The following is a 25,025-nucleotide window of genomic DNA, read 5'->3' on the forward strand; positions in this document are numbered from 1 at the left end:
CGCTCGCGGGCGATGAGCCTGGACGTGCCGGTCCTGCAGGCAAAAACAGCCGCTTTCCCACAGGGGCCTTGCAGATGAAAAGCAGTTGCAAAGACAATCATTGTTGCGCTGGCCGGAACGGGCTATCAGGCCGCCCTCCCCGTTTGCCGCAGGCGCAACAAGGAGGCCGGACGGATCGAGGCCATGCAAAGAACCCTTCACATCGCTGCTGCAAGCCTGCTGGTTGGGCTGGTGGTGCTTGGCATCAAGTTCCTCGCCTGGTGGCTCACCGGATCGGTGGCGCTGTTTTCCGACGCGCTGGAATCGATCGTCAATGTGGTGACGGCCCTCACCGCATTGATCGCGGTACGGCTGGCGCAACGGCCGGCCGATGCCGCCCTGCCCTATGGCTATGGCAAGGCCGAGTATTTTTCGGCGGTGATCGTAGGCGTGATGATTATCGTGGCCGCGATCCTGATCCTGCGCGAGGCATGGGTCGGGTTTTTCCACCCCCGGCTGCCCGATGCGCCCTGGCAGGGATTGCTGCTGGCGGCGGTGGCCACGGTGATCAACCTCGTTTGGGCGGGCGTATTGCTGCGCCATGGCCGCGCGGAAGGCTCGCCGGCGCTTGAAGCCGATGGCAAGCATCTGTTGACCGATGTCGTGTCCACAATCGGGGTGCTGGTGGGGCTGGGCCTGGCGGTGATGACCGGCTGGGCGCTGCTCGACCCGATCCTCGCGGCGCTGGTCGCGGTCAACATCCTGTGGTCGGGCTGGGGCGTGGTGCGCGCGAGCGTGGGGGGCCTCATGGATGTCGCCGTGCCGGCCGAAACGCAGAAAACCATTCGCGAGGTGATCGCGACCAATGCCACCGGCGCCATCGAGGCCCATGATATCCGCACGCGGCAGGCCGGGCGCATGGTGTTTATAGATTTTCACCTGGTGGTGCCCGGCGCGCTCAGCGTCGATGAAGCGCACCGGATTTGCGACGGGATCGAAAGCAAGCTGCGCGAAGCGGTCAAGGATGCGCAGATCACGATTCACGTGGAGCCGGAAAACAAGGCCAAGCATGCCGGGATCGTGGTGCTGTGATGCGGGCCGCGGCAGTGTTGGGCCTGATGCTGCTGACGGTGCCCGCTTGGGGGCAAGAGGCGCTGCGTTACGAGAACACGCGGTTCGGCTTTGCACTGGAGGTGCCGGCCGGGTTTGTCGCGGGCGAAGGCGATGAGGCGGGGCAGAGTTTCGAGTTGGCGGGGGAAGCGGTGAGCTTGCACGCCTGGGGCGAACCGATGCGCGGCCCGTTTGCGGGAACGGTGGCGCGGATCGGGCGTGAGCTGGAACGCAGCGGCTGGCGGGCGGGGGAGCAAATGGTGACGCCGGACTGGGCGAGTTTTTCGGCCGTGAAGGGCTCGCGGATGCGGTTTGGCCGCACCATCCTCTTGTGCGACCGGCAAAGCACCGCAAGCTGGCAGATCGAAATCTCGGCGGCGCAATTTAGCGAATTGCGCCCGGTGCTGGATCGGCTCGAGCGCGCGCTGCGGCCGCTGGGTTGCTAGAACTCGATGCCGGCCTGGGCTTTCACTCCGGCGCGGAAATGGTGCTTGATCTCGGTCATCTCGGTGACGAGATCGGCAATTTCGATCAGTTCATCCTTGGCATTGCGGCCGGTGACGATGACGTGCTTGTCGGCGGGCTTGTTGCGCAGGAACTCGACCACCTCCTCGATCGGGAGATAGTCGTAGCGCAGGCAGATATTGAGCTCGTCGAGGAGGACCAGCTTGTAGCTGGGGTCAAGGATCAGCGCCTTGGCCTGCTCCCAGGCCTTGCGGGCGGCAGCAAGGTCGCGCTGGCGGTCGGCGACATCCCAGGTAAAGCCCTCGCCCATGGCATTGATGGTCACCTGATCGGGGAATTTGTCGAGCACGGTGCGCTCGCCGGTGTTCCAGACGCCCTTGACGAACTGCACGACGCCCACGCGCATGCCATTGCCCAGCGCGCGGAACACCATGCCGAAAGCGGCAGTGGATTTGCCCTTGCCCTTGCCGGTGTGGACGATGAGGAGGCCCTTTTCCGCGGTCTTGGTGGCAAGGATCTTGTTGCGGGCCTCCTTTTTCTTGCGCATTTTTTCAGCGTGGTAGGCGTCGTGCTCGGCCTCGCTCATCAGGTCGGTCTTCTTGAGCGGCTTGGCGGGCTGGTCGGTCATGGCGCGGTCTCCAGATAGGCAAAGGCCGAGTTGGAGCGCGGGGTCCAAAAACCGCGCTCGCGGGCCTCGTTGAATTTCTTGAGCAGTTCGGCATAGCCGAAGGGATTGGCGGTGGCGAGGAAGTCGCGCGTGGCGTCGTCCTCGATGAAGGCCTCGAAGGCGAGGTCGAAATGGTGGGTCTGCACGGCGCCGGAGGTGGCGGCGAAGGCGAACATGAAATCCACGGTGGCGATGATCTCGAAGGCGCCGCGATAGCCGTGGCGCTTGACCCCGGCGATCCATTTCGGATTGACGACGCGCGAGCGCATGACGTGGCTGATTTCCTCGCCGAGGGTCCGGATCAGCGGGCGTTCGGGGCGGGAATGATCGTTGTGGTAGGCGGCGGGCCGGTGGCCACTCAGCGTTTCGGCGGCGGCGGCAAGGCCACCCTCGAACTGGTAGTAGTTGTCGGAATCGAGGAGGTCGTGCTCGCGATTGTCCTGGTTGTGGATCACCGCATCCACGGCAGCGAGGCGCGCAGCGAAACCGTCGCGCTGCGGGGTGCCGACTGATTTGGCGCCATAGGCATATTGGCCCCAATCAAGGACGCGGGCGGCGAGCTCGGCCTTATTTTGCCAGGTGCCGGCATCGATGAGAGCGCCAAGCCCCGCGCCATAGGTGCCGGGGCGCGAGCCGAAGATGCGGTGGCCGGCGGCAAGGAACGCCTCGGCCTCGCTTTGTCCCTGCGCCATCAGCCCCAGCGCTTCGGCCCGCATGCGCGCGGCGAGGGGGTTGTCCTCGGTGGGTTCATCGAGGGCTCCCACAGCGCGGACCGCCCGATCAAAAAGGGTGATCTGGGCGGGGAAAGCATCGCGGAAAAAGCCCGAGATGCGCAGGGTGACATCGACGCGTGGGCGACCGAGCTTGGCGAGCGGGATGATCTCGTAACCCGAAACGCGCAGCGAGCCGGGATCCCAGACCGGTTTGACGCCGATGAGCGCCATGGCTTGGGCCAGGTCATCGCCGCCGGTGCGCATATTGGCGGTGCCCCAAACGGAGATGGCGGCCGATTGCAGATAGGTGCCGGTGTCCTGGAAGTGCCTCAGGATCAGGTTTTCCGCCGATTTGCGGCCCAGTTCCCAGGCGGTGGGGGTGGGCACGGCGCGGGTATCGACGGAAAAGAAATTGCGCCCGGTGGGCAGCACGTCGAGCCGGCCGCGCGAAGGCGCGCCGGAAGGGCCGGGGCGGACCGACTTGCCATCCAGCCCATCGAGCAGTGCGGCCATTTCGGCGGGGCCGGAGGCTTGCAGGCGCGGGCGGATGACGGTTTCGACGGTTTCGAGCACCGCGGCGGTTTGGGTCCAGCCGGGCTCGGGCGCGCGGCCGGAGACGAGTTCTGCGGCGAGGTGTTCGAGTTGTTCGACGATGTCGCCGACGGTGCGGTGACGGAGCGGAGGGACCCCCTCCCCGGCCCTCCCCTCAAGGGGGAGGCAGGCCAATGCAGATAGATCCGGGCCGGCCCAGGGCTCGCCCAGTTTGGCGGTCAGGGGGTCGAGACCGAGCTTGAGATCATCGGCGAGGGCGCGGATCAGGGAGTGCTCGGCGGGACCTTCGCCGCGGGGGACGCGGGCCAGGGCGACGATGAGGTCGCGCTCCAGTTCAGCCGCGGGCGACTGGCCAAAGACGTGCAGGCCATCGCGGATCTGGGCTTCCTTGAGGTCGCAAAGGAAATTGTCGATCTTGAGCAGGGCCGCGGTTTCGTCCTCGGGCAGGCCGATATCGCGGTCGAGCCGGCTGTCGCGGGTGAAATCAAGGATGCGGCGGCGCAGATCGGCAAGGCGGCGCCGGTCCATGCCCGAGGCGGCATAATATTCATCGAGCAGCGCTTCAAGGTCCTTGAGCGGCCCATAGGTTTCCGCGCGCGTGAGCGGGGGAATGAGGTGATCGATGATGACCGCCCCGGTGCGCCGCTTGGCCTGGGTCCCCTCGCCGGGATCGTTGACGATGAAGGGGTAGAGATGGGGCAGCTGGCCCCAAAGCGCATCGGGATAGCTCGCCGCGTCAAGCGCGGTGGATTTGCCGGGCAGCCATTCCAGCGTGCCATGCTTGCCGTTGTGGACCAGCGCCTGCGCGCCCCAGTCATGCCGCAGCCAGAGATAGGCGGCGAGATAGGCATGGGGCGGAGGCAGATAAGGGTCGTGATAGCTCTGGGTTTCGTCGAGCCCGTAACCGCGACCGGGCTGCAGCAGGATTGTGATATTACCGTAGATAAGGGCCGGCAGGTGGAAGGTGTCGTCGCGCACGAAGGGGTCGGTGGCGGGGTCACCCCAGCGGGCCGTGACCTCGGTTTGGATGGTTTGGGGCAGCGCGGCGAAGAGTTCGCGATAGCGGGCGAGCGGCAGTGTGGCTGGAGATGAGCCGCGTTGGGGGTTGGCGTTGGTGGGGCCGGATTGGAGGGCGGCGATGAGGTCGGCTGAGGAATTTGGGTAGGTTGATGGGCCTGAACCCCCACCCTCAATCCCTCCCCTCAAGGGGGAGGGAGGCGATGGAGCGGCGAGGCTGGAGTGGCGTCCCCCTCCCCCTTGAGGGGAGGGGTCAGGGGTGGGGGTTCGGGCGGCGGTGATCGCTTCCGAAATCGCGGGCCAGACGCCGTCCAGATTGCTGCCAATATCCGTGTTGGTGAAGCGGATGACCCTATAGCCCATCGCGTTCAATTCAGCGGTCCGCGCTGCATCATAGACAGCAGCGTCGGGGCTGGCGTGGGTATCACCATCGGCCTCAATGACGAGCTTGATCTCATGGGAGGCAAAATCAGCAAAGAACCGCCCAAGCGGCACCTGGCGGCGAAAGTGGTGACCCTGTTCGTTGAACTGGCGCAGCATGGCCCAGAGCTTGCGTTCAGGGGGCGAGGACTTGGTGCGCAGCTGACGCGCGCGCGCGATGTTGTGCGCGCGGGTGAGGCGGGCGTTGGTGTGGCCCACGGTCGGTCCGGACCAAAAGGATGGGCCTGAACCCCCTCCCTCGGTCCCTCCCCTCAAGGGGGAGGGAAGGGCTAGAGCCGAGGGATCGGGCGCGTTGGAAAGCGTGTACCCTGCCCCATCCAGCGCTTTGAGGATTTCTACGGTCGACTCCGGGGCGTCGTAGCCGACGCCGTTGGCGAGGCGGCCGTCGCGGAGGGGGTAGTTGGCGAGGATGAGGGCGAGTTTACGGTCCGGCCGGGGGGTGGCGCGGAGCCGGGCCCAATTGCGGGCGAGCTGGACGGCGCGCCCGATGCCGGAATGGTCGGGAGCATAGGCGCTGAGCGGGCATTGGGTGCTGGTGTGCCAGACGGCATCGGCTTTGTGGCCGACGAGAATGCCGCCGATGCGGCCATCGAGTTCGGGCATGACGAGGAACATCGCCATGTCCTTGGAGGACAGGCCCTGGGGGTCGGCCTGCCATTGCGTTGCCGAGCGGCCGGACTGGATCAACTGGATGACGGGGGCATCGGTGCCGCTGAAGGGGTCAGACTTGGTGTCGTCGGGGTCCAGCGCGAGGGCGAAGCCGGTCAGGTTGAAGATGGCGGCGGGTGGGAAGCTTTGGAGGACGTTCTGCACGAAGCGGACGCAGGCGGCTTCCTTGAGGGAAGACACGAGAATGGGGACCGGCAGGAGGCCCTGTGCTTCGATTTCGTCGACAAGGGCCTGCAGGGTGGCGGTGCCGGCGCCTTCGAGCGCGGCGCGGTAAAAGAGGATGGGGATGTATGTCTCAGCAGACCTCATCCTGAGCTTGTCGAAGGACGAGGTGGTGGCGAGATCGAGTGCCCGACCTCGTGGTTCGACGGGCTCACCATGAGGTCTTCCGTGCAGGACGCGCAGGCCGGCTTCGTCGGTGATGCCGGTGGCGGGGTGCCAGAGGGCGAAGCGGGCGAAGGGTTGGGGCGGGAGGTCGGAGAGGCGAGGCTCCGGTTCGGGCTGAGGGCCCCCCTCCCCGCCAGCCACTCGGGCATAGCCCTCTTTGCCTTCTTGTTCTGCAGCGCTCGACCGAAGCTCCTGGTTCGGCTGGACGGCCTGCACCCCCACCCTAGCCCTCCCCTCAAGGGGGAGGGAACGACCCGGAGCCTGCGGAAGCGCAAGAGCATGGAAGGCTTCAAGGATCGCGTCAGCATTGGCGGGGCCACCGGCGATGAGGAGGGCGTGGAGGCGGGTCCAGTCTTCGGGGTGGAGCGTGGAGCGCGCTTGCAGGATGGGGTCGGGATTGGCGTCGCCGGGCAGCAGGGCAAGGGGGATCTTGCCGTTGGCGCAGAGGGCGGTGATCTCATCGACGCCGTACTGGAAATAGGCGGCGCCGCCGATGAGGCGCAGGACGACGAGGCGGGCGTGACGGACGGTCTGCTCGAGCCAGAGATCAACGGACAGATTGTTGGACAGGCGCAGCGTGTTGGCGAGGCGCAGCTCGGTTTCGCCCGCGCGGTCGGCGGCGGCGGCGAGCATGGCGAGTTCGCTATCGGCCGAGGAGGCGAAGATGAAGGCGCCAGGGGTTTGGGCGAGATCGATCGCCTCGCCTTCCTGCTGGATGGCACCGGCTTGAGCGGAAAGGAGGTGCATTTTAGGCTCCCACGAAGTGCGAATTTGCGGAAGCGCCTGCACCCCCACCCCAACCCCTCCCCTCAAGGGGGAGGGGCTTCAGGCCGGTGGGTTGGGCTAGATCGTGCCCAAGGCACAATGCGGCCCCCTCCCCCTTGGGGGGAGGGCTGGGGCGGGGGTGCAGACCTGTCCCGGTGCGTGGAGCCATTCTCTTGGAACTTATGCCGCCACGGGTTCGGCGCGGCGCAGGCTTTGGGTGATGGCGGCGCGGTCCAGCGGGGATTGGCCGATGACGACGAGTGCGGTTTGCCTGGTTTCGCCAGGTGCCCAGGGGCGGTCGAAATAGGCGGTGATGCGAGGGCCGACGGCCTGGATGGCGAGGCGCGCAGCGGCGCCCGGCACGGCGGCAAAGCCCTTGAGGCGCAGCACGTCATGGGTGCGGATCGTGTCCTCGATGATGGCGAGCAGCTCGTCCTTGCCGGCGATGGCGGGGAGCCGGAGCGAAAAGCTGTCGAAATCGTCGTGCTCGTGCCCTTCGCCCTCGTGCTCGAGTTCGTGGTGGCTGGGGCGGTTGGCGATGTCGGCTTCGGAAGCCATGCCAAGGCCCAGAAGCGCCGCGATATCGACATGGCCATTGGCGGCGCGAACAATGCCGACGCCGGGGCGCAGCTCGGCGCGGATGTTCTGCTCGACTTTTTCGAGGGTGGCGGGATCCACCAGATCGGTCTTGTTGATGATGACCATATCTGCAGCCGCCAGCTGATCCTCGAAGAGCTCGCCCAAGGGCGTTTCGTGATCGAGCATTTCGTCGAGGCGGCGCTGCCGGTCGACGGCGGCTTCATCGGCGGCAAAGCGGCCCTCGGCAAGGGCGGCGGCATCGGCGACGGTCACGACGCCATCAACGGTCACCTGCGCCTTGATCTCGGGCCAGTTGAAGGCGCGGATCAGGGGCTGGGGCAAAGCCAGGCCCGAGGTTTCGATGACGATGTGATCGAATTTTTCGGGGCGGTTGAGCAGCGCCTGCATGGTGGGAATGAATTCGTCGGCCACGGTGCAGCAGATGCAGCCATTGGAGAGTTCGACCATGTCCTCTTCACGGCAGGTCTCGTCGCCGCAGCCGGCGAGGATGTCCTTGTCGACGCCGAGATCGCCGAATTCATTGATGATGAGGGCAATGCGCTTGCCCTTGGGGGCATGGGCGAGGAGGTGACGCACGAGGGTGGTTTTGCCCGCGCCCAGAAAGCCGGTGATGACGGTGGTGGGGATCTTGGTGGTCATGCGGGAGCTCCGATGGGGTGGGAAGCCTCGCGGCGGGCGAGGCGATCATTGACGAGGCCGAAGACGACACCCAGCACCAGCCAGAACACGGCTGAAGTGCCGATGGTGGCGGCGGCAAAGGCGGTGGCGAGATGGGCGGGAACGGCGCTTGGCTCTTCGGGAGCCGCGGGGGCGCCCACGATGTGCGGCGCGAGGACGAGTGCGAGCGCCACGGCAATGGCCCAGCCCGCCCGGGTCTTGGCCAGCAGCAGGCAGGCGGCGCCGGTGGCAAGGGCCGTCGCGACCCACCAGAGCTGGCGGGCGCCCAGATCGGCGGCGGGCATGCCGGGCAGTTCGGGCGGCAGGCCAAAGGCGGGCGCGAGGGTGAAGCTGGCAAAGCCGGCCAGGCTCCACAGCAGAGCATTACCGGCCGTGATGGGAATATTGGCCAGGAGGCCCACGGCGCCGATCACGAGGGCAAAGCCAGCGGCGGCGAGCAGATTGGCGAGCACGGTATAGAGGGTGCGCTCAAGACCATCCTGGGGCGCCCATTCGTCAGCGCCATAATCATGGGCCGGGGTGCCGGGGGCGTGGGTATGCTCGGCAGGCGGCTCCTCACCATGGGAATGGCCACCCTCCCCTTCGAAGCTTTCGGCATGCAGGATCAGCGGGGTGACGCGGAAATGCTGGATCGTGGATGCCACAAGGCCAGCACAAAGGGCTGCGACCAGCGCAGCAAAAAACAGATTGCGGAACATTTTTGGTCGTCTCTCGTGCCCGCCCTAGTGGCAGGGAAAGCCCATGGCGTGGCGGGTGTCGTGGGCGCCGTTGTGCAGGCGATAATCGCCGGCAAAGCCGGTGCCGACCAGGAGGGTCAGCCCAAGCAGGAGCGCAAGCGAGCCCGCGACAAGACGCTGGGACAGCGAAAGAGACTGAAGGCCAGTCGAAACAGTGGTGGTATTCATGCGGCACCCTCCGTGCGCGAAACGAAAAAGAGCTTACAAGCTCGTTGCAGTGCCGGCAGGTCTCCTGGCTTGCGGTGAATAGAGCGCCTCTCGCCTTCCCGGCAGCTTGGCTGCCAGTGGCATAAGGAGAGGAGCGCACCGCTTACAGTTGCGGGGGCAGCCACGGTTTTGGCCCCTGATGGGTAATCCGCACCGTGTTCCCTTTTGATCCCCGCGCCACAACGGGCTTGGGGAACCGACACAGGCTGTGTTCTCGCATGGCGGGCCGGAGGGGTCAATCGCGGCGTGGCGCTTGCCGGACGGGCGACTGCGGCATTATCGTGCCGCCGATTCTGGAGCCCTGCCCGCAATGAAGCCGATCAAGTTCAGCCGCGACGAAACCAAAGCCATGGTGGCGGAGATCCAGGATTATTTCCGGCTGGAGCTGGACCAGACCATCGGGCCGATGCCGGCCGAGATGCTGATGACTTTCTTTGCCGAAAAGATGGGCGCTTATTACTATAATCGCGGGCTGCATGACGCCCAGGAGCTGCTGCGCAAGAAGGTCGAGTCGATCAGCGATGCGCTGTATGCGCTCGAGCAGCCCACCAAGGGCGCGCGGTAGTCGCGATGGGCTGGAACTTTGCCACGCTGGCCCCGATCGGGCTCTTGATCGCGTCCAACCTCTTCATGACCTTTGCCTGGTATGGGCACCTCAAATTCCCCGGCACGGCGCTGTGGGTGGTGGTGCTGGCCAGCTGGGGCATCGCGTTTTTCGAGTATTGGCTGGCGGTGCCCGCCAATCGCATCGGCTACGGGGTTTATAGCGGCGCCGAACTCAAGACCATTCAGGAGGTGATTTCCCTCTCGGTCTTTGTGCTGTTCAGCGCCACTTATCTGGGCGAGCAGTTCACCTGGAACCACGGGATCGGGTTCGGGCTCATTGCGCTGGGGGCGTTCTTTATCTTCAAGGGGCCGCTGGGTTAGTTAGCCCAGGCAGTCCAGGAGCCCATTGGCGAGGCCGCGCAGCAGTTCGGGGTAAAGGTTTGGGCCTTCGGTGAGGGCCCCGCCTTCGGGGTCGAGCACACCGGCTTTGGCCGTGCTGCCCTCGGTGATGGCGGCGATGATGGTCGGCTCGAAATTGGGTTCGGCAAAAACGCAGGTGGCCCCGAGTTCGGCCACGCGGGCGCGCAGGGCGTCGATCCGCTGGGCGCCGGGCATGACGTCAGGGGTGACGGTGACGGAGCCCGCGACGGTGAGGCCGAAGCGGTTCTCGAAATACTGGTAAGCGTCGTGAAAGACGAGGAAGGGCTTGTCGGCGACGGGTGCGAGGGTCGCGGTCAGTTCGGCTTCGAGCGCGGCCAGGTCGGCTTTTTCGCGCTCGGCATTGGTGGCGTAGGCGGTGGCGTTTTCCGGGTCCGCTTGGCTGAGCGCCGCGGCGATGGCATCGACCATGTGCATGGCGTTTTGCGGATCGAGCCAGAAATGCATGTCGCCGCCGGCATGATCATGGTCGTGCTCTTCGTGGTCATGCTCGTCGTGATCATGCCCTTCGTGGTCATGGCCTTCGTGGTCATGGCCTTCGTGGTCGTGCTCATGGTCATGACCCTCGCCCTCGTGGCTGTGGGCTTCGAACGTGCCGCCTTCGCGGACCGGCAGGAGGGTGATGCCAGGGGCTTGGCTCAGCTCCACCACCTCGGCCTCGCCCGACAGCGTGGTCAGTGCATCGGCGAGAAACAGCTCCATGCCAGCGCCGGTCCAGAACACGAGATCAGCATCCTGCAGCGCGCCGGCATCGGACGGGCGCAGGGCATAGGTGTGGGGCGAAGCGGCGCCGCGAACGATGAGGGTCGGCTCCCCTACCCCCTCCATTACTGCAGCGACAAGGGAGTGCACCGGCTTGATCGAGGCGACCACATTGGGCGCGGCCATGGCCGTGCTGCCCAGCAGCAGGCTCGAAACCAAGGCAAGGGGGAGCAGCTTCATCGGCGCAATCCTGTTATGTTATTACGTTCTTGCTGCGTTATGCTATAACGTTTAGAACGCTGTCAAGCGACGTGACGGAGCTGATATGGACGGGCAGGCAGGACGCGAAACATTGATCAGCATGAGCGGCGCCGGGGTGCTCCGGGGCGCGCGCGTGCTGGTGGAAGGGGTCGACCTGGCCATCCGGCGCGGCGAGATCGTGACGCTGATCGGGCCCAATGGTTCGGGCAAATCCACCACGGCCAAGATGGCGACGGGCGTGCTCAAGCCGACAACGGGCACGGTGACGCGCCTGCCGGGGCTGCGCATCGGCTATGTGCCGCAAAAGCTGACCATCGACTGGACGCTGCCGCTGACGGTGGAGCGGCTGATGACGCTGACCGGCCGCTTCAGCCGCAGCGAAATCGAGGCGGCGCTCGATCTGGTCGGGGCGCGGCGGCTCCTCGGAGCGGCGGTGCAGGAATTGTCGGGCGGGGAATTCCAGCGCGTGTTGTTTGCCCGCGCCACCATCCGCAAGCCGGACCTTCTGGTGCTGGACGAGCCGGTGCAGGGCGTCGATTTTGCCGGCGAAGTGGCGCTCTATGAATTGGTGCGCCAGATCCGCGACAGCTCGCGCGCCGGTATCCTGATGATCAGCCATGATTTGCATGTGGTGATGGCGGAAACCGACACGGTGATCTGCCTCAATGGGCATGTGTGCTGCACGGGCACGCCAGCGGCGGTCAAGCGCAGCCCGGAATATCTCAAGCTGTTCGGACCGCGCGCGGCGGAAACGCTGGCGATTTATGAGCACCACCACGACCATGAGCACCACGACGACGGCTGCGTGGTGGCGGCTGGGGCGGTGCATGAGCATGCTCATTCGCACGGGCATGGGGGGCACCGGCATGGGCCATAGGGGCATGAAACCCGAGTATGTTGGAGGCGCCCGAACCCCCACCCTAGCCCTCCCCTCAAGGGGGAGGGAACGGGACCGCGCGTTTGGCGGGATGGGGGCGGTTCCGACGACCCCCTCCCCCGACCGCCATTCGAGCACAGCTCTCATGGCCTTGGTCGCTCAAATCGCTCCACTGGAGCGATTCGTCCCTTTGGGCCGCTCGCAAGCCCCTCAAGGGGGCGGGGAGGACAAGAGCACCGGGGGCAGTGATCTGGAGTTCTTTCCCTCTGACCGAAAATCATGCCGAGCTGTACGAGCTTGGGCCTCCCTCCCCCTTGACGGGATGGTTGGGGTGGGGGTCGTTGGAGAGGCGCAAGTATCCGGTGACTTCATCTCCCGCCCATCGATTATCGAGGAACACACACATGCTGGGTGACTTTTTCTCGCGCTCCCTCATCGCCGGGATTGGGCTGGCGCTGGTGGCGGGGCCGCTGGGGTGTTTCGTCGTGTGGCGGCGCATGGCCTATTTCGGCGACACCATGGCGCATTCGGCGCTGCTCGGCGTGGCGCTGTCGATCATCTTGTCACTCAACATGACGCTGGGCGTCTTTGCCGTTGCTGCCCTCGTCGCCGGAGCGCTGCTGCTGTTGCAGCGCCAGGCGACGCTCTCGACCGATGCGCTGCTGGGCATTCTGAGCCATTCCACGCTGGCCGTGGGACTGGTGCTGGTGGGCTTTTTGACCACGGTGCGGATCGACCTGATGGGCTTTTTGTTTGGCGATATTCTTGCCGTTTCGGTCGAGGATATCATGGTGATCTATGGCGGGGGGGCGGCAATCCTCGTCGTGCTGGCGCTGGCCTGGCGGCCGCTGCTGGCCTCGACCGTCAGCACCGAACTGGCGGAAGCCGAAGGGCTGCGCCCGGAAGCCAGCCGGATCATCCTCATGATCCTGATGGCCAGCGTCATTGCCATTGCCATGAAACTGGTGGGCGTCCTGCTGATTACCTCCTTGCTGATCATTCCGGCGGCAACCGCGCGGCGCCTAAGCGCAACGCCTGAAGGCATGGCCGCGGTGGCGGCAGGGCTCGGGGTCATTGCCGTGGTGGGAGGGCTGTTCGGCTCGCGCAACTGGGATACGGCCTCCGGGCCCTCCATCGTCGTGGCGGCCCTGTTGGTGTTTCTGGTTTCGCTCGCCGTGCCGGTCCACAAATTGTTCGGGAGGAAAATTCATGGCGCATAGCCACGCCGCACCCACTGACCTGACGCGCAACCAGGGGCTGGTGCTGGGCGCGCTGACCGGGTCCTCGGCTCCCCTCAGCGCCTATGACATTCTCGACCGGCTGCGCGAGGACGGTTTGCGGGCGCCGCTGCAGGTATATCGAGCGCTCGACAAGCTGGTGGAACGGGGCCTCGCCCACCGGCTGGAATCGCTCAATGCGTTCGTTGCTTGTGCGGACGAGCACTGCCATCGCAAGGGGCTGATCGCGTTTGCCATTTGCGAAGGGTGCGGCAAGGTCGATGAATTTGCTGACCCCGTGATCGAAAGCCGGCTGGGGGAATGGGCAGGGAAAACGGGCTTCAAGGTCGAGCGCACGACGATGGAAATTCGCGGGCGGTGCGAGGCTTGTGTGGGGGTGTAGGGGCTAGGCTCGATGCCACCCCCTCCCCCTTGAGGGGAGGGCTGGGGTGGGGGTTCGGGCGGTAGGTCTTCCCCCGTTAAGAGTTTTCCCGACGGCCTGAACCCCCACCCTCGATCCCTCCCCTCAAGGGGGAGGGAGGCGATGGGACCTCGCCGTTGGCGTAAGCGGGAAGATCTCAAGATGGGCCCCGGCTCAGGGCCGGGGTGACAGCTGGGGGGTGGGGGAGATTGGACCTCCCACGCTAAGTCCTCCTGACCGTCCAAATGCGCGATGTGCCCCCTCCCCCTTGAGGGGAGGGCTCGGGTGGGGGTTCGAGCCGTGGGTCTCCCCCGTTTCGAGTGTATCCCACGGCCGGCCCCCACCCTCGATCCCTCCCCTTAAGGGGGAGGGAGGCGATAGGGCCCGGCCGTTGGGGCAAGCGAAGAGGTATCGTGATGGCCGCGAGTCGGGGTGACGGCTGGTGGGCGGCGGGATGGTGTGCCTAAGCTTCGCCCGCTTCTTCCGGCTCGCCAAAGACCAAAAAGTGGATGGCGGCGGCGCCGTATTCGCGGCGGTCGGTGAGGGTGAAGCCGGCGGGGATGTCGAGGGTGGCGTCGCGGCTTTCTTCCCAGACGATGGTGGCCCCGGGGGCGAGCCAGTTGTTGTCGCGGAGGCCCGCAAGCGCCTGTTCGCCCAGGTTCTGCCCATAGGGCGGATCGAGAAAGACGAGGTTGAAGGGCTTCATCGAGCCGGGCACGCCCAGATCGGTGGCGTCGCGGCGCAAGAGCTTGGTGATGCCCCCGGCGCCAAAAGCCTCGATATGGTCGCGGATCAGGCCACGGGCTTCAGCGCCGGTATCGACAAAGGTGACGTGACTGGCGCCGCGCGACAGGGCTTCGAGCCCCAGCGCGCCGGTGCCGGCAAACAAATCAAGCACGCGAACACCATCCAACACCGGCCCAAGGCGGGACGCGAGGATGTTGAACATGGATTCGCGAACCCGATCGGCGGTGGGCCGGATCGAGAGATCGGAGGGCGAATTGAGCCCCTTGCCGCGAAAGCGGCCGGCAACGATGCGCATCTAGCTCAAACCCCTTTCGGCACGCTTGCGGTCAGGGTTTTGGCCGGCGGGGGCCCGATGGGCGCCCTGCCCCCCCGGCGGGACGTGGGCCACCCGCTGGCCGACCAGCACCGGCCGGACGACCGCCGCCACCGGGGCGGGCGCCACCGGAAGCACCGGGGCGGGCGCCACCGGGCTTGCCGAAGCCGCCGGGACGAGGACCGCGGGCCGGGGCCGCGCCGTCGCGCTTGGGATGGGGCTTGCCGTCGGGGCGAACCTTGGGCTTGCCATAGGTCTTGGCTTCCGAGCCGAACTCGTCGCGGCCCGGACGTGGACCACCGGGGCGAGCACCAGCGGGGCGTTGCGGCCGATCACCAGCAGGGCGAGGACCGCGCTGTGGGCGATCGCCATCGGGGCGATTGCCGCGCGGTTTGTCGGAGAAATTGCGGCCAGGGCGCGAGGGCGCACGATCGGCGTCGGAGCGCGGGGTGTAAGCGCGGGGCGCGCCCGCGGCCTCGGCGTCGGCGCGCGTGCGCGGCTGGAAATCACGCTGCGGGCGTTCGGCGTCACCGCGGCGCGGACCACGGGGCGTGCCGGTGAACTCGCGCGATGGGCGCTCGGCGCCACCTTCGGGGCGTGGCGTACGGGGCCGATCGCCAAAGGACTTGTTGCCACCAGGACGCCCACCAAAGGACTTGCCGCCGGCGCGATCGCCAAAGGACTTGCCGCCGGGGCGGTCACCGAAGGATTTGCCGCCAGGACGATCGCCGAAGGAGCGCTTGGGCTTGTCGCCAAAAGATTTTGGACCGCTGCGGTCACCATCCTCGCGGCGAGGGCCGCGGGGCTTGTCGAAGGCGGGCTTGGCGGGACGCTCGGGGGCCTTGCCAAAGCTGCGGGCGGGCTGGTCGTCCTTGTCGCGGAAGGCGGGGGCGCGGGTGGAACGCTTGGCCACGAATTCTTCTTCACGGCCATCATCAAAGATCACGCGGCGCGGTGGCGCCTCGTATTCCTCGCGCTCCTCGACGCGGCGCGGGCCGGGCTTGCGGTTGTCAAACCGACCCGGACGATCCTGGCGCGGGCGTTCGGCGCGCAGTTCTTCCTCGGTTTTTTCGGCGTGGTCAGTGAAGCGGAAGCGCTGGCGGGCGATCTCGACCGTGTTGGTGCCGCGGCCGGTCAGGCGGTCCCGCGTGGGCTTGCCGATCAGCGCATTGGCTTCAGGCATTTCGCTGTCGAAATCCACATCGGCCGCTTCGGCGAGTTTTTTGCCGAGCTGGTCGCGCAGGGTGGCCGCCCGCACGGTTTCAATGGCGCCGACGGGAATGTCGCCGAGCTGGAAGGGGCCATAGGAGACGCGGATCAGGCGATTAACCTCAAGGCCGAGCGCGCCCAGTACGTTCTTGACCTCGCGGTTCTTGCCTTCGCGCAGTGCCATGACGAGCCAGACATTGGAGCCCTGCTCGCGCTCGAGGGTGGCTTCGATGGAGCCGTATTTGACGCCATCGATCTCGGTGCCGTCCTTGAGGCGATCAAGGGCGGCCTGGGTCACGGTGCCATGGGCGCGCACGCGATAGCGGCGCAGCCAGCCGGTAGCGGGAAGTTCGAGCACGCGCTTGAGGCCGCCATCATTGGTGAGGAGCAGCAGGCCTTCGGTGTTGATGTCGAGCCGGCCGACCGACACGACGCGTGGCAGGCCGTGGGTTTCGAGCGCTTCAAAGATGGTGGGGCGCCCTTCGGGGTCTTTCTCGGTGACCACGAGGCCAGCGGGCTTGTGATAAAGCCAGACGCGGGTGCCCTGGCGGGCGGCGAGCGGAGCGCCATCGACGGTGACCCTGTCGCGGTCGGTGACGTTGAAGGCGGGGGTGATGACCTTCTTGCCGTTGACGGCGACGCGCCCCTCGGTGATCCACACTTCGGCATCACGGCGCGAGCAAAGCCCGGAGCGGGCGATGACCTTGGCGAGGCGATCGCCGGTATCGGGGGAGGCTGGTTGGTCGGCCATGAGTTCGGTGCCTTTCATGCGGGACCCAAAGGGGCGGCGCGGAAACAAGAAGCCCCGCCGCAATGGGCGGGGCTGAAATAACGGTGCGGGCTGAGCCTATCTGCTGGTCATGCTCTTCATGCTGGCATTGGGGCCGGCGCCCAAAGTGCCGGGGCTCGTGACCTGGGGCTGCTGGGCCTCGATGGCGCGGCGCACATCGGCCGGGCAGCGGCGGTCGCGCAGCGAGACCACTTCCCCGCTCGGGGTGCGGCACAGCAGATCGGCATCACCCACGCGGGTAAAATAGTCGTCAGGCGGCAGATAAAGCGGGCGCTTGCCGGTGGTGCTGACCTCCATATTGGCGCCCTGCATGCGGGCGGTCAGCGCCGAGGTTTCCTGCTCGGTCAGGGGGCGACCGGCGATGGTGCGGGTATCGACGACACGGGCATTGCGCAGGCGCTTGATCTCGGCTTCGCTCATGCCGGCGGTGTTGAGCTGGACGCGGTCGCTGTTGACGGGCAACTGGGCGGCGGCCGACTGGGTCGGAGCCGGAAGCGAGGCGGCATCGCGCGGCAGCACCAGCGGGGCGCGGGCCTGGGTCAAATCTTCCTTGGGGTCGGCGCGGTTGAGCAGGCCGACGCCGCGGGCGGTCGAAGTCATCACCTCGCGCTCGAAAGTGCCGACATCGGTCAAGGCATTGGTGCCTTCCACGGTGGTGCAGGCCGCCAAAGTCAGGGTCAGCAGCAGAGCCAAACCGGCTTTGCCCCAAAGGGAAGCTCGCTTTGCAGCAGTCTGTGGCCCGGTGGATCCCATGCGCATGAAACGTCCTTCAGAATGTCGGGAGTGCTTATAAACTAGTTCCGCGCCTAAAACCAGATTGGGGCGCGAGCATGTTCAAGCAGTGGGCGTAGCGGGGCGTGGACGGCCAACGCCCAGCATGTCGAGCAACAGCAAGACGACCCCGGCGGTGATCGCCACATCGGCCAGGTTGAAGATGTAGAACGACATCGTGCCCCAGTGGAAATGAAAGAAATCGGCAACGGCGCCGTAGATCAACCGGTCAACGCCATTGGACAGCGCGCCGCCAATGCACAGGCCCAGCCCGAGACGCAGCAGAGCACTATCGGCGCGCACCCACCAGATGGCGAGGGCGACCACGGCCACGAACATGATCAGCCCCAGGGTCCAGACCGGCAGACCATCGAGCAGGCCATAGGAAATGCCGGTGTTCCAGACGAGGACATAATCGAAAAAGGGGGTGACGCGCACCACTTCGCCCCCGCTCCAGCCGCTCATGGAAAAGGGGATGAAGGCTTCGTAGTGGTCGATGCAGGCAGCGGCAAAGAGCGAGATGCAGTTGGCCGACACCTGCATGGTCTTGTGCGCCCGATCGAGCCCGAAGACGAGCACGGCTGCGGCGAGCGAGACGTAAACGGAGGGGTCGGCAAGGGCGCGCAGGTTCATCGGGAGGCGTCCAACCAATCGAGGGGTGTCGCAGTGTTGCCCGAGGATCGAGGCTCGTTCACCCCCACCCGGCCTCCCCCACAGAGGGGGAGGTGAAGGGGCGCGCGGAGCTGAGATCGAAGCTCGGGCACCAGGCTAGAGACCGGCGTCGGCGCGTTCGCGCAGGGCCTGGGCGTCGCGCAGGGTGACGTCGGGGAAGTCGGGATCACTGCCCACTTCGGGCAGGATCTTCCAGGAGCGGGCGCAGCGCTTGCCCTCGGCCAGACCCGGCACCACCGCAACACCGGCCACGTCATCGAGGCGGAAGGCATCGGCGGGGCCTTCGCCCTCGACCAGTTCAATCGCCGAGGTGATGGCGATATCGGCCAGGTCTTCACCCTGCACTGCGGCGAGCAAAGCGGGGTCGCTGATGAACACTTCGGGGGCCGCTTCGAGCGAGGAGCCGATGCGCTTTTCGCGGCGTTCGATCTCGAGCGCGCCGGTGACGACGCGGCGCACATTGCGGATCAGCTGCCATTTGGCGGCTAGTTCGTCGTTGAGCCAGGTCGTCGGCACTTCGGGGAACAAGCGCAGATGCACCGAGGCATCGGCTTCCTTGTGCCGTTCGAGCCAAACCTCTTCCATGGTGAAAACGAGGATGGGCGCGAGCCAGGCCGTGAGGCAATCGAAAAGCCCATTGAGCACGGTGAGCGCGGAGCGGCGGCGCACCGAGGAGATCGGGTCGCAATAGAGCGCATCCTTGCGGATATCGAAATAGAACGCCGACAGCTCGATATTCATGAAATTGGTGAGCAGCGTCACCACACGGCGATAGTCATATTCCTTGTAGGCGGCGCGCACCTGCCCATCGAGCTGGGCAAGGCGATGCAGGATCAGCTGCTCGAGCTCGGGCATGTCGGCGGGCTCGGTCGCATCGGCAGGCTGGTAATGGGCAAGATTGCCCAGGAGCCAGCGCAGGGTGTTGCGCAGCTTGCGGTACGCATCCACCGTGGTCTGGACGATCTCCTTGCCCAGGCGCAGATCCTCGGAATAATCCGAGGACGCCACCCAGAGGCGCAGGATATCGGCGCCGTATTGCTTGATGATGTCCTGCGGGGCAACGGTGTTGCCCAGGGACTTGCTCATCTTGCGCCCTTCCCCATCCATGGTGAAGCCGTGCGTCAGCACGCTTTCATAGGGGGCAAAGCCGTTGGTGGCGCAGCTCTCGAGCAGCGAGGAATGGAACCAGCCGCGATGCTGGTCCGAGCCTTCCAGATACATGGAAGCGGGGAATTTGAGGTAGGGCCATTTCTGCTTGTTGCGCAGCACAAAAGCGTGGGTCGAGCCACTGTCGAACCACACATCGAGCACGTCGCGGACCATCTCGTAGTCCGCCGCGTCATAGCTGTCGCCGAGGAAGCGCTGGGCGGCGCCTTCGGCGTACCAGGCATCGGCGCCTTCGGCCTCAAAGGCCTGGGCGATGCGATGGTTGACCGCTTCGTCCTTGAGGATTTCGTTGGTCTGGCGATGCACGAAGACGGTGATCGGCACGCCCCAGGCGCGCTGGCGCGACAGCACCCAATCGGGGCGGTCTTCCATCATCGAGCGCAGGCGGTTCTGCCCCGCAGGCGGATAGAATTTGGTGGCGTCGATCGCGTTGAGCGCACGGTGGCGCAAGGTATCGCCGGCAACGCCCTCGATGGCGCGGTCCATGTAAACGAACCACTGGGGCGTGTTGCGGAAGATCACCGGCTTCTTGGAACGCCAGGAGTGGGGATAGGAGTGCTTGACGCGACCGCGGGCGACCATCATGCCGCGCTCGGCGAGCGCGGCGATCACGCGGTTATTGGCGTCGCCCTTCTTGCCGTTGTCATCGATGACTCGGGCGCCTTCGAAGCCGGGAGCCTCGGCGGTGTAAAAACCGGCATCGTCCACGGCAAAGGGGATGGAGGTGTCGATGCCGCGCTCGGCGAGGAGCCGGCCCGAGTTCATCCAGATTTCAAAGTCATCGAGGCCGTGGCTGGGTGCGGTATGCACAAAGCCGGTGCCCGCATCATCGGTGACGTGTTCGCCATCGAGCAGGGGCACATCGAAATCGTAGCCGCCGGCAAGGCCGCGCAGCGGATGGTGGCAGGCGGTGATCTGGCCGGGATCGACATCGCCAAGGCGCGTGAAGCTTTCCACCTTGGCCTTGGCAAAGACTTCGGCGGCGAGCTTGTCGGCGATGACGTATTTTTCGCCAGTCTTGGCCCAATTGCCCTCGGGGGCCGCGGTGATCTCGTAGAGGCCGTAAGCGACCTTGGAGGAATAGGAGATCGCCCGATTAGCGGGGATGGTCCAGGGGGTGGTCGTCCAGATCAGCACAAAGGCCGAACCGAGGTCGCGCACCTGGCGGGCGGTGGCGGCAAAATCAGCGCCGGCTTCGGCTGAAGCGCCATGCACGGGGAATTTCACCCAGATCGTGTCACTTTCATAATCCTGATATTCGATCTCGGCCTCGGCCAAGGCGGTGCGCTCCACGACCGACCACATCACGGGCTTGGAGCCGCGATAAAGCTGGCCGGAAGCGGCAACCTTCATCAGCTCGCGCGCGATCTGGGCTTCGGCGTCAAAGCTCATGGTCAGATAGGGATTGTCCCATTCACCGAGCACGCCCAGACGCTTGAACTCGTCGCGTTGGATATCGACCCATTGCTCGGCAAAGGCGCGGCATTCCTGGCGAAATTCGATGATCGGCACTTCGTTCTTGTCGCGGCCCTTGGCGCGATACTGCTCCTCGATCTTCCATTCGATGGGCAGGCCGTGGCAGTCCCAACCCGGCACATAGGCCGAGTTGAAACCGAGCATCTGCATGGAGCGGCTGACCATGTCCTTGAGCGTCTTGTTGAGCGCGTGGCCGATATGGATGTTGCCATTGGCATAGGGAGGGCCGTCATGGAGCGTAAACAGCGGACGATCGGCCGCTTGTTCGCGCTGGCGGGCATAAAGATCCATCTCTTCCCAGCGCTTGAGCCAGAGCGGCTCGCGATCGGGGAGCCCGGCGCGCATGGGAAACTCGGTCTGCGGCAAAAACAGCGTCGACGAATAATCGGTTTCGGTGGCGCTTGCAGCGGTATCGGTCATGGAGGCGGCAATCTTTGGGGGAGGTTGGCGGCCTTTTAGCAAGGTGAGGCGCGAGGGGCAAAGGTTGATTTGCGGTGGGCGGGGGTGATGGGGGGCCGTCAGTTCCGCGTGAATGCCGGCGGACGCGGAGGCACGGTGGGTTCTGACCATTGAGCGGAGGGTTAGAGGCAGGGGTTGATCAGTGGCCCACATAACCACCCCCTCCCCGGCCCTCCCCTCAAGGGGGAGGGAGGGCACGAGCCTAGAGGTTTGGGGTTTGAGACTCATGCCGGGTCGCACCTAAGCTCCACTGGATGGAAGGGCCGGCACCCCCACCCTCGATCCCTCCCCTCAAGGGGGAGGGAGGCGATGGCTGCGGGATTTGGCTTGCGAGGAGATATTTAAGCGCAGTGGACCCGCTTGCTGAACTCCCGCTTACGCAGAGCTTGGTGGAAGGCCTCCCCTCCGCCTTGAGGGGAGGGGTTGGGGGTGGGGGTCCATCAGTGGCCCACCGAACCACCCCCTCCCCGGCCCTCCCCTCAAGGGGGAGGGAGGGCAGGAGCCGAGAGCAAGGAGTTGGGCACGATAGGTCCCCTCCCCCTTGAGGGGAGGGCTAGGGTGGGGGTGCAGGCGGCTGAGCTTGAGTGGAGGAGCGAAGGGGAACCGTACCCAGGCCCCACTCGGAGGCAAAGCCGGAACCCCCACCCTCGGTCCCTCCCCTCAAGGGGGAGGGGAGGCGATGGCTCATGGGGCCGAGTTCTTGGGCTAGCCGACGAAACCCAGCTGTTCGTCGAGCGGGCTGAGGGGGGTGGCTTGGGTGAGGAGGGTGCGGGCTTTGCCCGAGTCGCGGTCCATGGCGGCGATCAGTTCATCGAGGCCGCTGAACACTTCCTGGCCGCGGATATGGCCGACCAGGGCGACGGTGATGGTTTGACCATAAATGTCCTCGTCGAAGTCGAAGAGGTGGGTTTCAAAGGGCGGGCGCTGGTTGTCGAACATGGGCTTGCCATAGGCGGCAACGCCGCCAAAAAGGCGATTGCCCAGGCGGGCGCGCACGGCATAGACGCCCTGGGCAAGCTGGAAGCCGTTGGGGGTCATGGTGTTTGCCGTGGGGTAGCCCAGTTCGCGGCCGCGCTGGTCCCCGCGCACAACGCAACCATCAAAGAACCAGTGGTAGCCCAAAAGCCGATTGGCCGCGGTGACCGCCCCTTCCGACAGGGCGGCGCGGATGCGCGAGGAGGAGATGGGCTCGTCGCCCTCGTCCATGAGGTCGAGGGTCTGGACGGCAAAGCCCGCCGCCTCCCCCGCCGCCTTGAGGAAAGTGGGGGTACCGCGCCGGCCCCGGCCAAAGTGGAAGTCGGAGCCGACAATGACGCCGGCGACGTTCATGGCATCGACGAGAAAGCGCGACACGAAGTCTTCCGCCTCGATCTGGGAAAAGGCGCGATCGAAGGGGAGGATGACGATGCCATCGAGCCCGAGGGCTTCCGCCAGCCGCGCCTTGGCGTCGCCATCGGTGAGGCGGAACATGAAGGGCGATGGCGCAAACACATCGCGCGGATGCGGCTCGAAGGTCAGCAGCACCGCGGGCGCCTTGGCCCGCGCCGCTTCGGTCTTGAGGGCGGCCAGGATCGACTGGTGGCCGCGATGAAAGCCATCGAAATTGCCGATGGCGACATAGGCGCCCCGCAGGGCGGCGGGGACGTCATCGAGGCCTGATAGTCGAATAAAGGCCACGCGCGCCTACCAGGTCAGGCGCGGCAGGAAGCCGGCAAGGCGGGCGCCACTGGGGGCAACGAGATCGGCGATCAGCTGCGGATCGGGGCTGCCGAAGGCATCGAGTTCGGCCGCGTGGATCGAGCCGGTGATGAACAGCAGGTCGAGCCCGAACTGGGCGGCGCCGGTGGCATCGGTGCGCACGCTGTCGCCAATGGCGAGCACGCGGCTTTTGTCGAGGGGCTTGCCAGCGGCCTGTTCGGCGAGGCGGAAGGCTTCCTCATAGATGGGGCGATAGGGTTTGCCGGCCATGTGCACGATCCCGCCCATGGCTTCGTAGAGGTCGCCCAGCGCGCCGCCGCAATAGATCAGGCGGTCGCCATGTTCCACGACGCGGTCGGGATTGGCGCAGATCATGGGGAGCTTGCGCGCGAGCCAGTGCTCGGCGCGTTCCCGATACATTTCGGGGGTGTGGGTGTCGTCATCGAGATCGGTGACCACAATCACTTCGGCTTCATCGGCCGTGGTGCGGCGCACATCGAGGCCCTCGTAGAGCGCATCGTCTTCGGTGGCGGGGCCGACATGGTGGATCGCGCGGCCGGAATATTTAGCGATCATGGTGCGGGTGGCATCGCCCGAGGAAACGATCGCGTCATAGGCGGTGCGGGGCACGCCCAGGCGATCGAGCATCTCGACGATGGGGCCCGAAGGGCGCGGGGCATTGGTGATCAGCACCGCCGTGCCGCCGGCCTCGCGATACTTGATCAGCGCGTCGACGGCGCTGGGGAAGGCGGAGACGCCATTGTGGATCACACCCCACACATCGCTCAGCACCGCATCATAGCGACCGGCAAGATCGGACAGGCCGGAAATGGAGGCGGGATGAGACGTCATGGGGAACTCCGAAATAAACTGCTGCGTGCTATGTGGCAGCTTGGGGGCGCCGATCAAGCCCAAACAGCATTGGAGTGGTGGAGTTAGCCCTCGACCCGACGCAAGGCGGGCGCGGGCTGGCGGCCGCCATCGAGCAGCAGATCGCCGCGTAGCGGGGCGGCAGCGCCGAGATGGGGGCCTTGCACGAGGGTGATGCGGTGATCGATCAGCTCGGGGATCTGTGCTTCGGCTGAAACCCCGGTGGCAAGCAGCGTCACGCCAAAGCGGGCCAGGTAATCGGCGATATCGGCGGCGTGGAAATCGGTCAGGGATTGCGGCGCTTCGAGGAAGCGCGCGGCATCGATACGCAGCGAGCGCACGCCGCGCGCGGCCAGTTCACCCACATCGAGCCGCAGCGATTGCACGGCCAGGATGCTGTAGCCTGAGCCCTTCTTGTGGACGGCGTCGGCCACGGCGCGCTCGGCGGTGGTCAGGGACAGCCATTCTGCTTCTTCGATCGCAAAGATCAGGCTGGGCGCGACGGGGCGATTGGCTTCGAGCGAAGCGATCAACCCTTCGGCGGCCTGACCGTCGCCCAGGGTCGCCCGCGACAGCGGCACAAAGAGATTGGGCCTTTGCCCGGCAGTGCGGGCCCGGCGAGCCAGGGTGATGGCTTCGAGCAAACCGATGCTTTCGAGCTGGCGCAGCACATCGGCGCCGCCCTGGCGGGGCAGGAAATCGGCCGGTTCAGCCAATGCGCCCGCTTCAAGGGCGAGGCGCGGCACCAGATCAAAGCCGGTGGGGCGGCGCTGGGGCAAGGTCACGACGGGCTGGACGTGAAAGAGCAGCCGCCCTTCGCCAAAGGCGCGCCGCACGGTTTCGAGCGGAATCGCAGGTTCGCGTGGTGGCGGCACGATGGTCGCGGCTGGGGCAGGTCGCAGCGCCGCGGGTGCGGTCTGAGGTTGGGCCGCCCTTTCCTCGATATCGGCGACGGCTTCGGCGACCTGGCGGATCACGGTGCCCAGAACGGAAATATCGGCTTCAACAGCCCCTAGGCGCGGGCCGGCATTGAGGTCGGCCATGGCGTTGATGCGCTGGCCGAGCACGGCGCCGGCCTTGGCATCGGTGGACAGGAGGCGCGACAATTCCTCGATGGCGCGCTCGAGCCGCTGCTCGGCGCGCTGGCGCAGGACACGCTCATGGGCGGTAACGGCGATGCAGCCGAAAACCAACGCGGCGAGAATCGCCTGAGCGGGCGTAAAGGCGAGCCCGAAATACGCCGCAGCTCCCGCTGCCGCCGCTGAAACCGCGATAAAGGTATAAACCAGGCCCTGCACAGCGCGATGCGATCCCCTAACGGGCGCCGGGATTCGGCCCCAATGTTCTTAGCATCGCCCCGGCCCGGGCTGGAACGGAATATTTACCCTGTTGGAGAACAATCGG

21 protein-coding genes and 1 riboswitch are annotated in these 25,025 nt (G+C 65.9%); of the genes, 7 read left to right on the top strand and 14 right to left on the bottom strand.

Annotation, left to right across the window (positions count from 1 at the left end):
• Window positions 1–183: 183 nt before the first annotated feature.
• Window positions 184–1,071 carry a cation diffusion facilitator family transporter gene (locus tag AC3YOG_RS00560; protein WP_489890638.1) on the top strand — a complete coding sequence of 296 codons (888 nt, stop codon included), beginning with the start codon at window positions 184–186 and terminating at the stop codon, window positions 1,069–1,071.
• Entirely contained in the window at window positions 1,071–1,535 is a 465-nt protein-coding gene (locus AC3YOG_RS00565; RefSeq protein WP_489933678.1) for a hypothetical protein, read from the top strand. Before AC3YOG_RS00560 ends, AC3YOG_RS00565 begins: the two co-directional genes overlap by 1 nt.
• Here AC3YOG_RS00565 and cobO read toward each other — a convergent pair.
• From cobO to AC3YOG_RS00590, 5 genes are all read right to left on the bottom strand, one after another.
• The gene (gene cobO / locus AC3YOG_RS00570; RefSeq protein ID WP_489934532.1) at window positions 1,532–2,140 is read right to left on the bottom strand and encodes a cob(I)yrinic acid a,c-diamide adenosyltransferase; all 609 of its coding nucleotides are present in this window, start codon (window positions 2,138–2,140) and stop codon (window positions 1,532–1,534) included. The two genes, AC3YOG_RS00565 and cobO, sit on opposite strands and share 4 nt — an antisense overlap.
• A gap of 38 nt (window positions 2,141–2,178) precedes the next feature.
• The gene (gene cobN, locus AC3YOG_RS00575) at window positions 2,179–6,747 is read right to left on the bottom strand and encodes a cobaltochelatase subunit CobN (RefSeq protein WP_489933679.1); all 4,569 of its coding nucleotides are present in this window, start codon (window positions 6,745–6,747) and stop codon (window positions 2,179–2,181) included.
• Window positions 6,748–6,945: 198 nt separating this feature from the next.
• Entirely contained in the window at window positions 6,946–8,004 is a 1,059-nt protein-coding gene (gene cobW, locus AC3YOG_RS00580; protein ID WP_489933680.1) for a cobalamin biosynthesis protein CobW, read from the bottom strand.
• On the bottom strand, window positions 8,001–8,741 hold the full coding sequence (locus AC3YOG_RS00585; RefSeq protein WP_489933681.1) for a CbtA family protein: 741 nt from the start codon (window positions 8,739–8,741) through the stop codon (window positions 8,001–8,003). Before AC3YOG_RS00585 ends, cobW begins: the two co-directional genes overlap by 4 nt.
• 24 nt (window positions 8,742–8,765) lie before the next feature.
• Window positions 8,766–8,948 carry a CbtB domain-containing protein gene (locus AC3YOG_RS00590; RefSeq protein WP_172122555.1) on the bottom strand — a complete coding sequence of 61 codons (183 nt, stop codon included), beginning with the start codon at window positions 8,946–8,948 and terminating at the stop codon, window positions 8,766–8,768.
• A 37-nt stretch (window positions 8,949–8,985) separates the two neighbouring features.
• Window positions 8,986–9,203: riboswitch (cobalamin riboswitch) on the bottom strand.
• Window positions 9,204–9,297: 94 nt separating this feature from the next.
• On the opposite strand from AC3YOG_RS00590, the gene AC3YOG_RS00595 reads away from it, so the two are divergent.
• The gene (locus tag AC3YOG_RS00595) at window positions 9,298–9,552 is read left to right on the top strand and encodes a DUF2164 domain-containing protein (RefSeq protein ID WP_172122554.1); all 255 of its coding nucleotides are present in this window, start codon (window positions 9,298–9,300) and stop codon (window positions 9,550–9,552) included.
• Window positions 9,553–9,557: 5 nt separating this feature from the next.
• Window positions 9,558–9,914 carry a DMT family protein gene (locus AC3YOG_RS00600; RefSeq protein WP_172122553.1) on the top strand — a complete coding sequence of 119 codons (357 nt, stop codon included), beginning with the start codon at window positions 9,558–9,560 and terminating at the stop codon, window positions 9,912–9,914.
• Here AC3YOG_RS00600 and znuA read toward each other — a convergent pair whose 3' ends face one another.
• Window positions 9,915–10,913 (bottom strand): zinc ABC transporter substrate-binding protein ZnuA, encoded by a 999-nt coding sequence (znuA, locus tag AC3YOG_RS00605; protein ID WP_489933682.1) that lies wholly within the window; start codon window positions 10,911–10,913, stop codon window positions 9,915–9,917.
• A gap of 85 nt (window positions 10,914–10,998) precedes the next feature.
• On the opposite strand from znuA, the gene AC3YOG_RS00610 reads away from it, so the two are divergent.
• From AC3YOG_RS00610 to AC3YOG_RS00620, 3 genes are all read left to right on the top strand, one after another.
• A complete protein-coding gene (locus tag AC3YOG_RS00610; protein WP_489933683.1) occupies window positions 10,999–11,811 on the top strand; it encodes an ATP-binding cassette domain-containing protein in 813 nt (270 codons plus the stop codon).
• 404 nt (window positions 11,812–12,215) lie between these two features.
• Window positions 12,216–13,031, top strand: a complete 816-nt coding sequence (locus AC3YOG_RS00615) for a metal ABC transporter permease (protein WP_489933684.1) — start codon at window positions 12,216–12,218, stop codon at window positions 13,029–13,031.
• The gene (locus AC3YOG_RS00620; protein WP_489890646.1) at window positions 13,021–13,431 is read left to right on the top strand and encodes a Fur family transcriptional regulator; all 411 of its coding nucleotides are present in this window, start codon (window positions 13,021–13,023) and stop codon (window positions 13,429–13,431) included. Before AC3YOG_RS00615 ends, AC3YOG_RS00620 begins: the two co-directional genes overlap by 11 nt.
• Before the next feature lie 481 nt (window positions 13,432–13,912).
• Here AC3YOG_RS00620 and rsmD read toward each other — a convergent pair whose 3' ends face one another.
• The 8 genes from rsmD to AC3YOG_RS00660 all read right to left on the bottom strand — a co-directional run bounded on the left by rsmD (window position 13,913) and on the right by AC3YOG_RS00660 (window position 24,919).
• Entirely contained in the window at window positions 13,913–14,491 is a 579-nt protein-coding gene (gene rsmD / locus AC3YOG_RS00625) for a 16S rRNA (guanine(966)-N(2))-methyltransferase RsmD (RefSeq protein ID WP_489933685.1), read from the bottom strand.
• A gap of 31 nt (window positions 14,492–14,522) precedes the next feature.
• Window positions 14,523–16,469, bottom strand: a complete 1,947-nt coding sequence (locus AC3YOG_RS00630) for a pseudouridine synthase (RefSeq protein WP_489933686.1) — start codon at window positions 16,467–16,469, stop codon at window positions 14,523–14,525.
• A gap of 96 nt (window positions 16,470–16,565) precedes the next feature.
• The gene (locus AC3YOG_RS00635) at window positions 16,566–17,267 is read right to left on the bottom strand and encodes a hypothetical protein (protein ID WP_172122546.1); all 702 of its coding nucleotides are present in this window, start codon (window positions 17,265–17,267) and stop codon (window positions 16,566–16,568) included.
• Between the two features lie 75 nt (window positions 17,268–17,342).
• On the bottom strand, window positions 17,343–17,912 hold the full coding sequence (lspA, locus tag AC3YOG_RS00640) for a signal peptidase II (protein ID WP_489933687.1): 570 nt from the start codon (window positions 17,910–17,912) through the stop codon (window positions 17,343–17,345).
• A 135-nt stretch (window positions 17,913–18,047) separates the two neighbouring features.
• The gene (gene ileS, locus AC3YOG_RS00645) at window positions 18,048–21,014 is read right to left on the bottom strand and encodes an isoleucine--tRNA ligase (protein ID WP_489933688.1); all 2,967 of its coding nucleotides are present in this window, start codon (window positions 21,012–21,014) and stop codon (window positions 18,048–18,050) included.
• 744 nt (window positions 21,015–21,758) lie between these two features.
• Window positions 21,759–22,730, bottom strand: coding sequence for a bifunctional riboflavin kinase/FAD synthetase (locus AC3YOG_RS00650; protein WP_489933689.1), 972 nt, complete (start codon window positions 22,728–22,730; stop codon window positions 21,759–21,761).
• A gap of 6 nt (window positions 22,731–22,736) precedes the next feature.
• A complete protein-coding gene (locus tag AC3YOG_RS00655; protein WP_489933690.1) occupies window positions 22,737–23,603 on the bottom strand; it encodes a TIGR01459 family HAD-type hydrolase in 867 nt (288 codons plus the stop codon).
• An 83-nt stretch (window positions 23,604–23,686) separates the two neighbouring features.
• Window positions 23,687–24,919, bottom strand: a complete 1,233-nt coding sequence (locus AC3YOG_RS00660; protein WP_489933691.1) for an EAL domain-containing protein — start codon at window positions 24,917–24,919, stop codon at window positions 23,687–23,689.
• Window positions 24,920–25,025: the final 106 nt, after the last annotated feature.

The organism is Devosia sp. Z6_126, from assembly GCF_058133495.1.

Coding starts and splice junctions, on each gene's coding strand:
- AC3YOG_RS00560 (WP_489890638.1), top strand. CDS start 184: ATGCAAAGAACCCTTCACATCGCTGCTGCAAGCCTGCTGGTTGGGCTG.
- AC3YOG_RS00565 (WP_489933678.1), top strand. CDS start 1,071: ATGCGGGCCGCGGCAGTGTTGGGCCTGATGCTGCTGACGGTGCCCGCT.
- cobO (WP_489934532.1), bottom strand. CDS start 2,140: ATGAGCGAGGCCGAGCACGACGCCTACCACGCTGAAAAAATGCGCAAG.
- cobN (WP_489933679.1), bottom strand. CDS start 6,747: ATGCACCTCCTTTCCGCTCAAGCCGGTGCCATCCAGCAGGAAGGCGAG.
- cobW (WP_489933680.1), bottom strand. CDS start 8,004: ATGACCACCAAGATCCCCACCACCGTCATCACCGGCTTTCTGGGCGCG.
- AC3YOG_RS00585 (WP_489933681.1), bottom strand. CDS start 8,741: ATGTTCCGCAATCTGTTTTTTGCTGCGCTGGTCGCAGCCCTTTGTGCT.
- AC3YOG_RS00590 (WP_172122555.1), bottom strand. CDS start 8,948: ATGAATACCACCACTGTTTCGACTGGCCTTCAGTCTCTTTCGCTGTCC.
- AC3YOG_RS00595 (WP_172122554.1), top strand. CDS start 9,298: ATGAAGCCGATCAAGTTCAGCCGCGACGAAACCAAAGCCATGGTGGCG.
- AC3YOG_RS00600 (WP_172122553.1), top strand. CDS start 9,558: ATGGGCTGGAACTTTGCCACGCTGGCCCCGATCGGGCTCTTGATCGCG.
- znuA (WP_489933682.1), bottom strand. CDS start 10,913: ATGAAGCTGCTCCCCCTTGCCTTGGTTTCGAGCCTGCTGCTGGGCAGC.
- AC3YOG_RS00610 (WP_489933683.1), top strand. CDS start 10,999: ATGGACGGGCAGGCAGGACGCGAAACATTGATCAGCATGAGCGGCGCC.
- AC3YOG_RS00615 (WP_489933684.1), top strand. CDS start 12,216: ATGCTGGGTGACTTTTTCTCGCGCTCCCTCATCGCCGGGATTGGGCTG.
- AC3YOG_RS00620 (WP_489890646.1), top strand. CDS start 13,021: ATGGCGCATAGCCACGCCGCACCCACTGACCTGACGCGCAACCAGGGG.
- rsmD (WP_489933685.1), bottom strand. CDS start 14,491: ATGCGCATCGTTGCCGGCCGCTTTCGCGGCAAGGGGCTCAATTCGCCC.
- AC3YOG_RS00630 (WP_489933686.1), bottom strand. CDS start 16,469: ATGGCCGACCAACCAGCCTCCCCCGATACCGGCGATCGCCTCGCCAAG.
- AC3YOG_RS00635 (WP_172122546.1), bottom strand. CDS start 17,267: ATGCGCATGGGATCCACCGGGCCACAGACTGCTGCAAAGCGAGCTTCC.
- lspA (WP_489933687.1), bottom strand. CDS start 17,912: ATGAACCTGCGCGCCCTTGCCGACCCCTCCGTTTACGTCTCGCTCGCC.
- ileS (WP_489933688.1), bottom strand. CDS start 21,014: ATGACCGATACCGCTGCAAGCGCCACCGAAACCGATTATTCGTCGACG.
- AC3YOG_RS00655 (WP_489933690.1), bottom strand. CDS start 23,603: ATGACGTCTCATCCCGCCTCCATTTCCGGCCTGTCCGATCTTGCCGGT.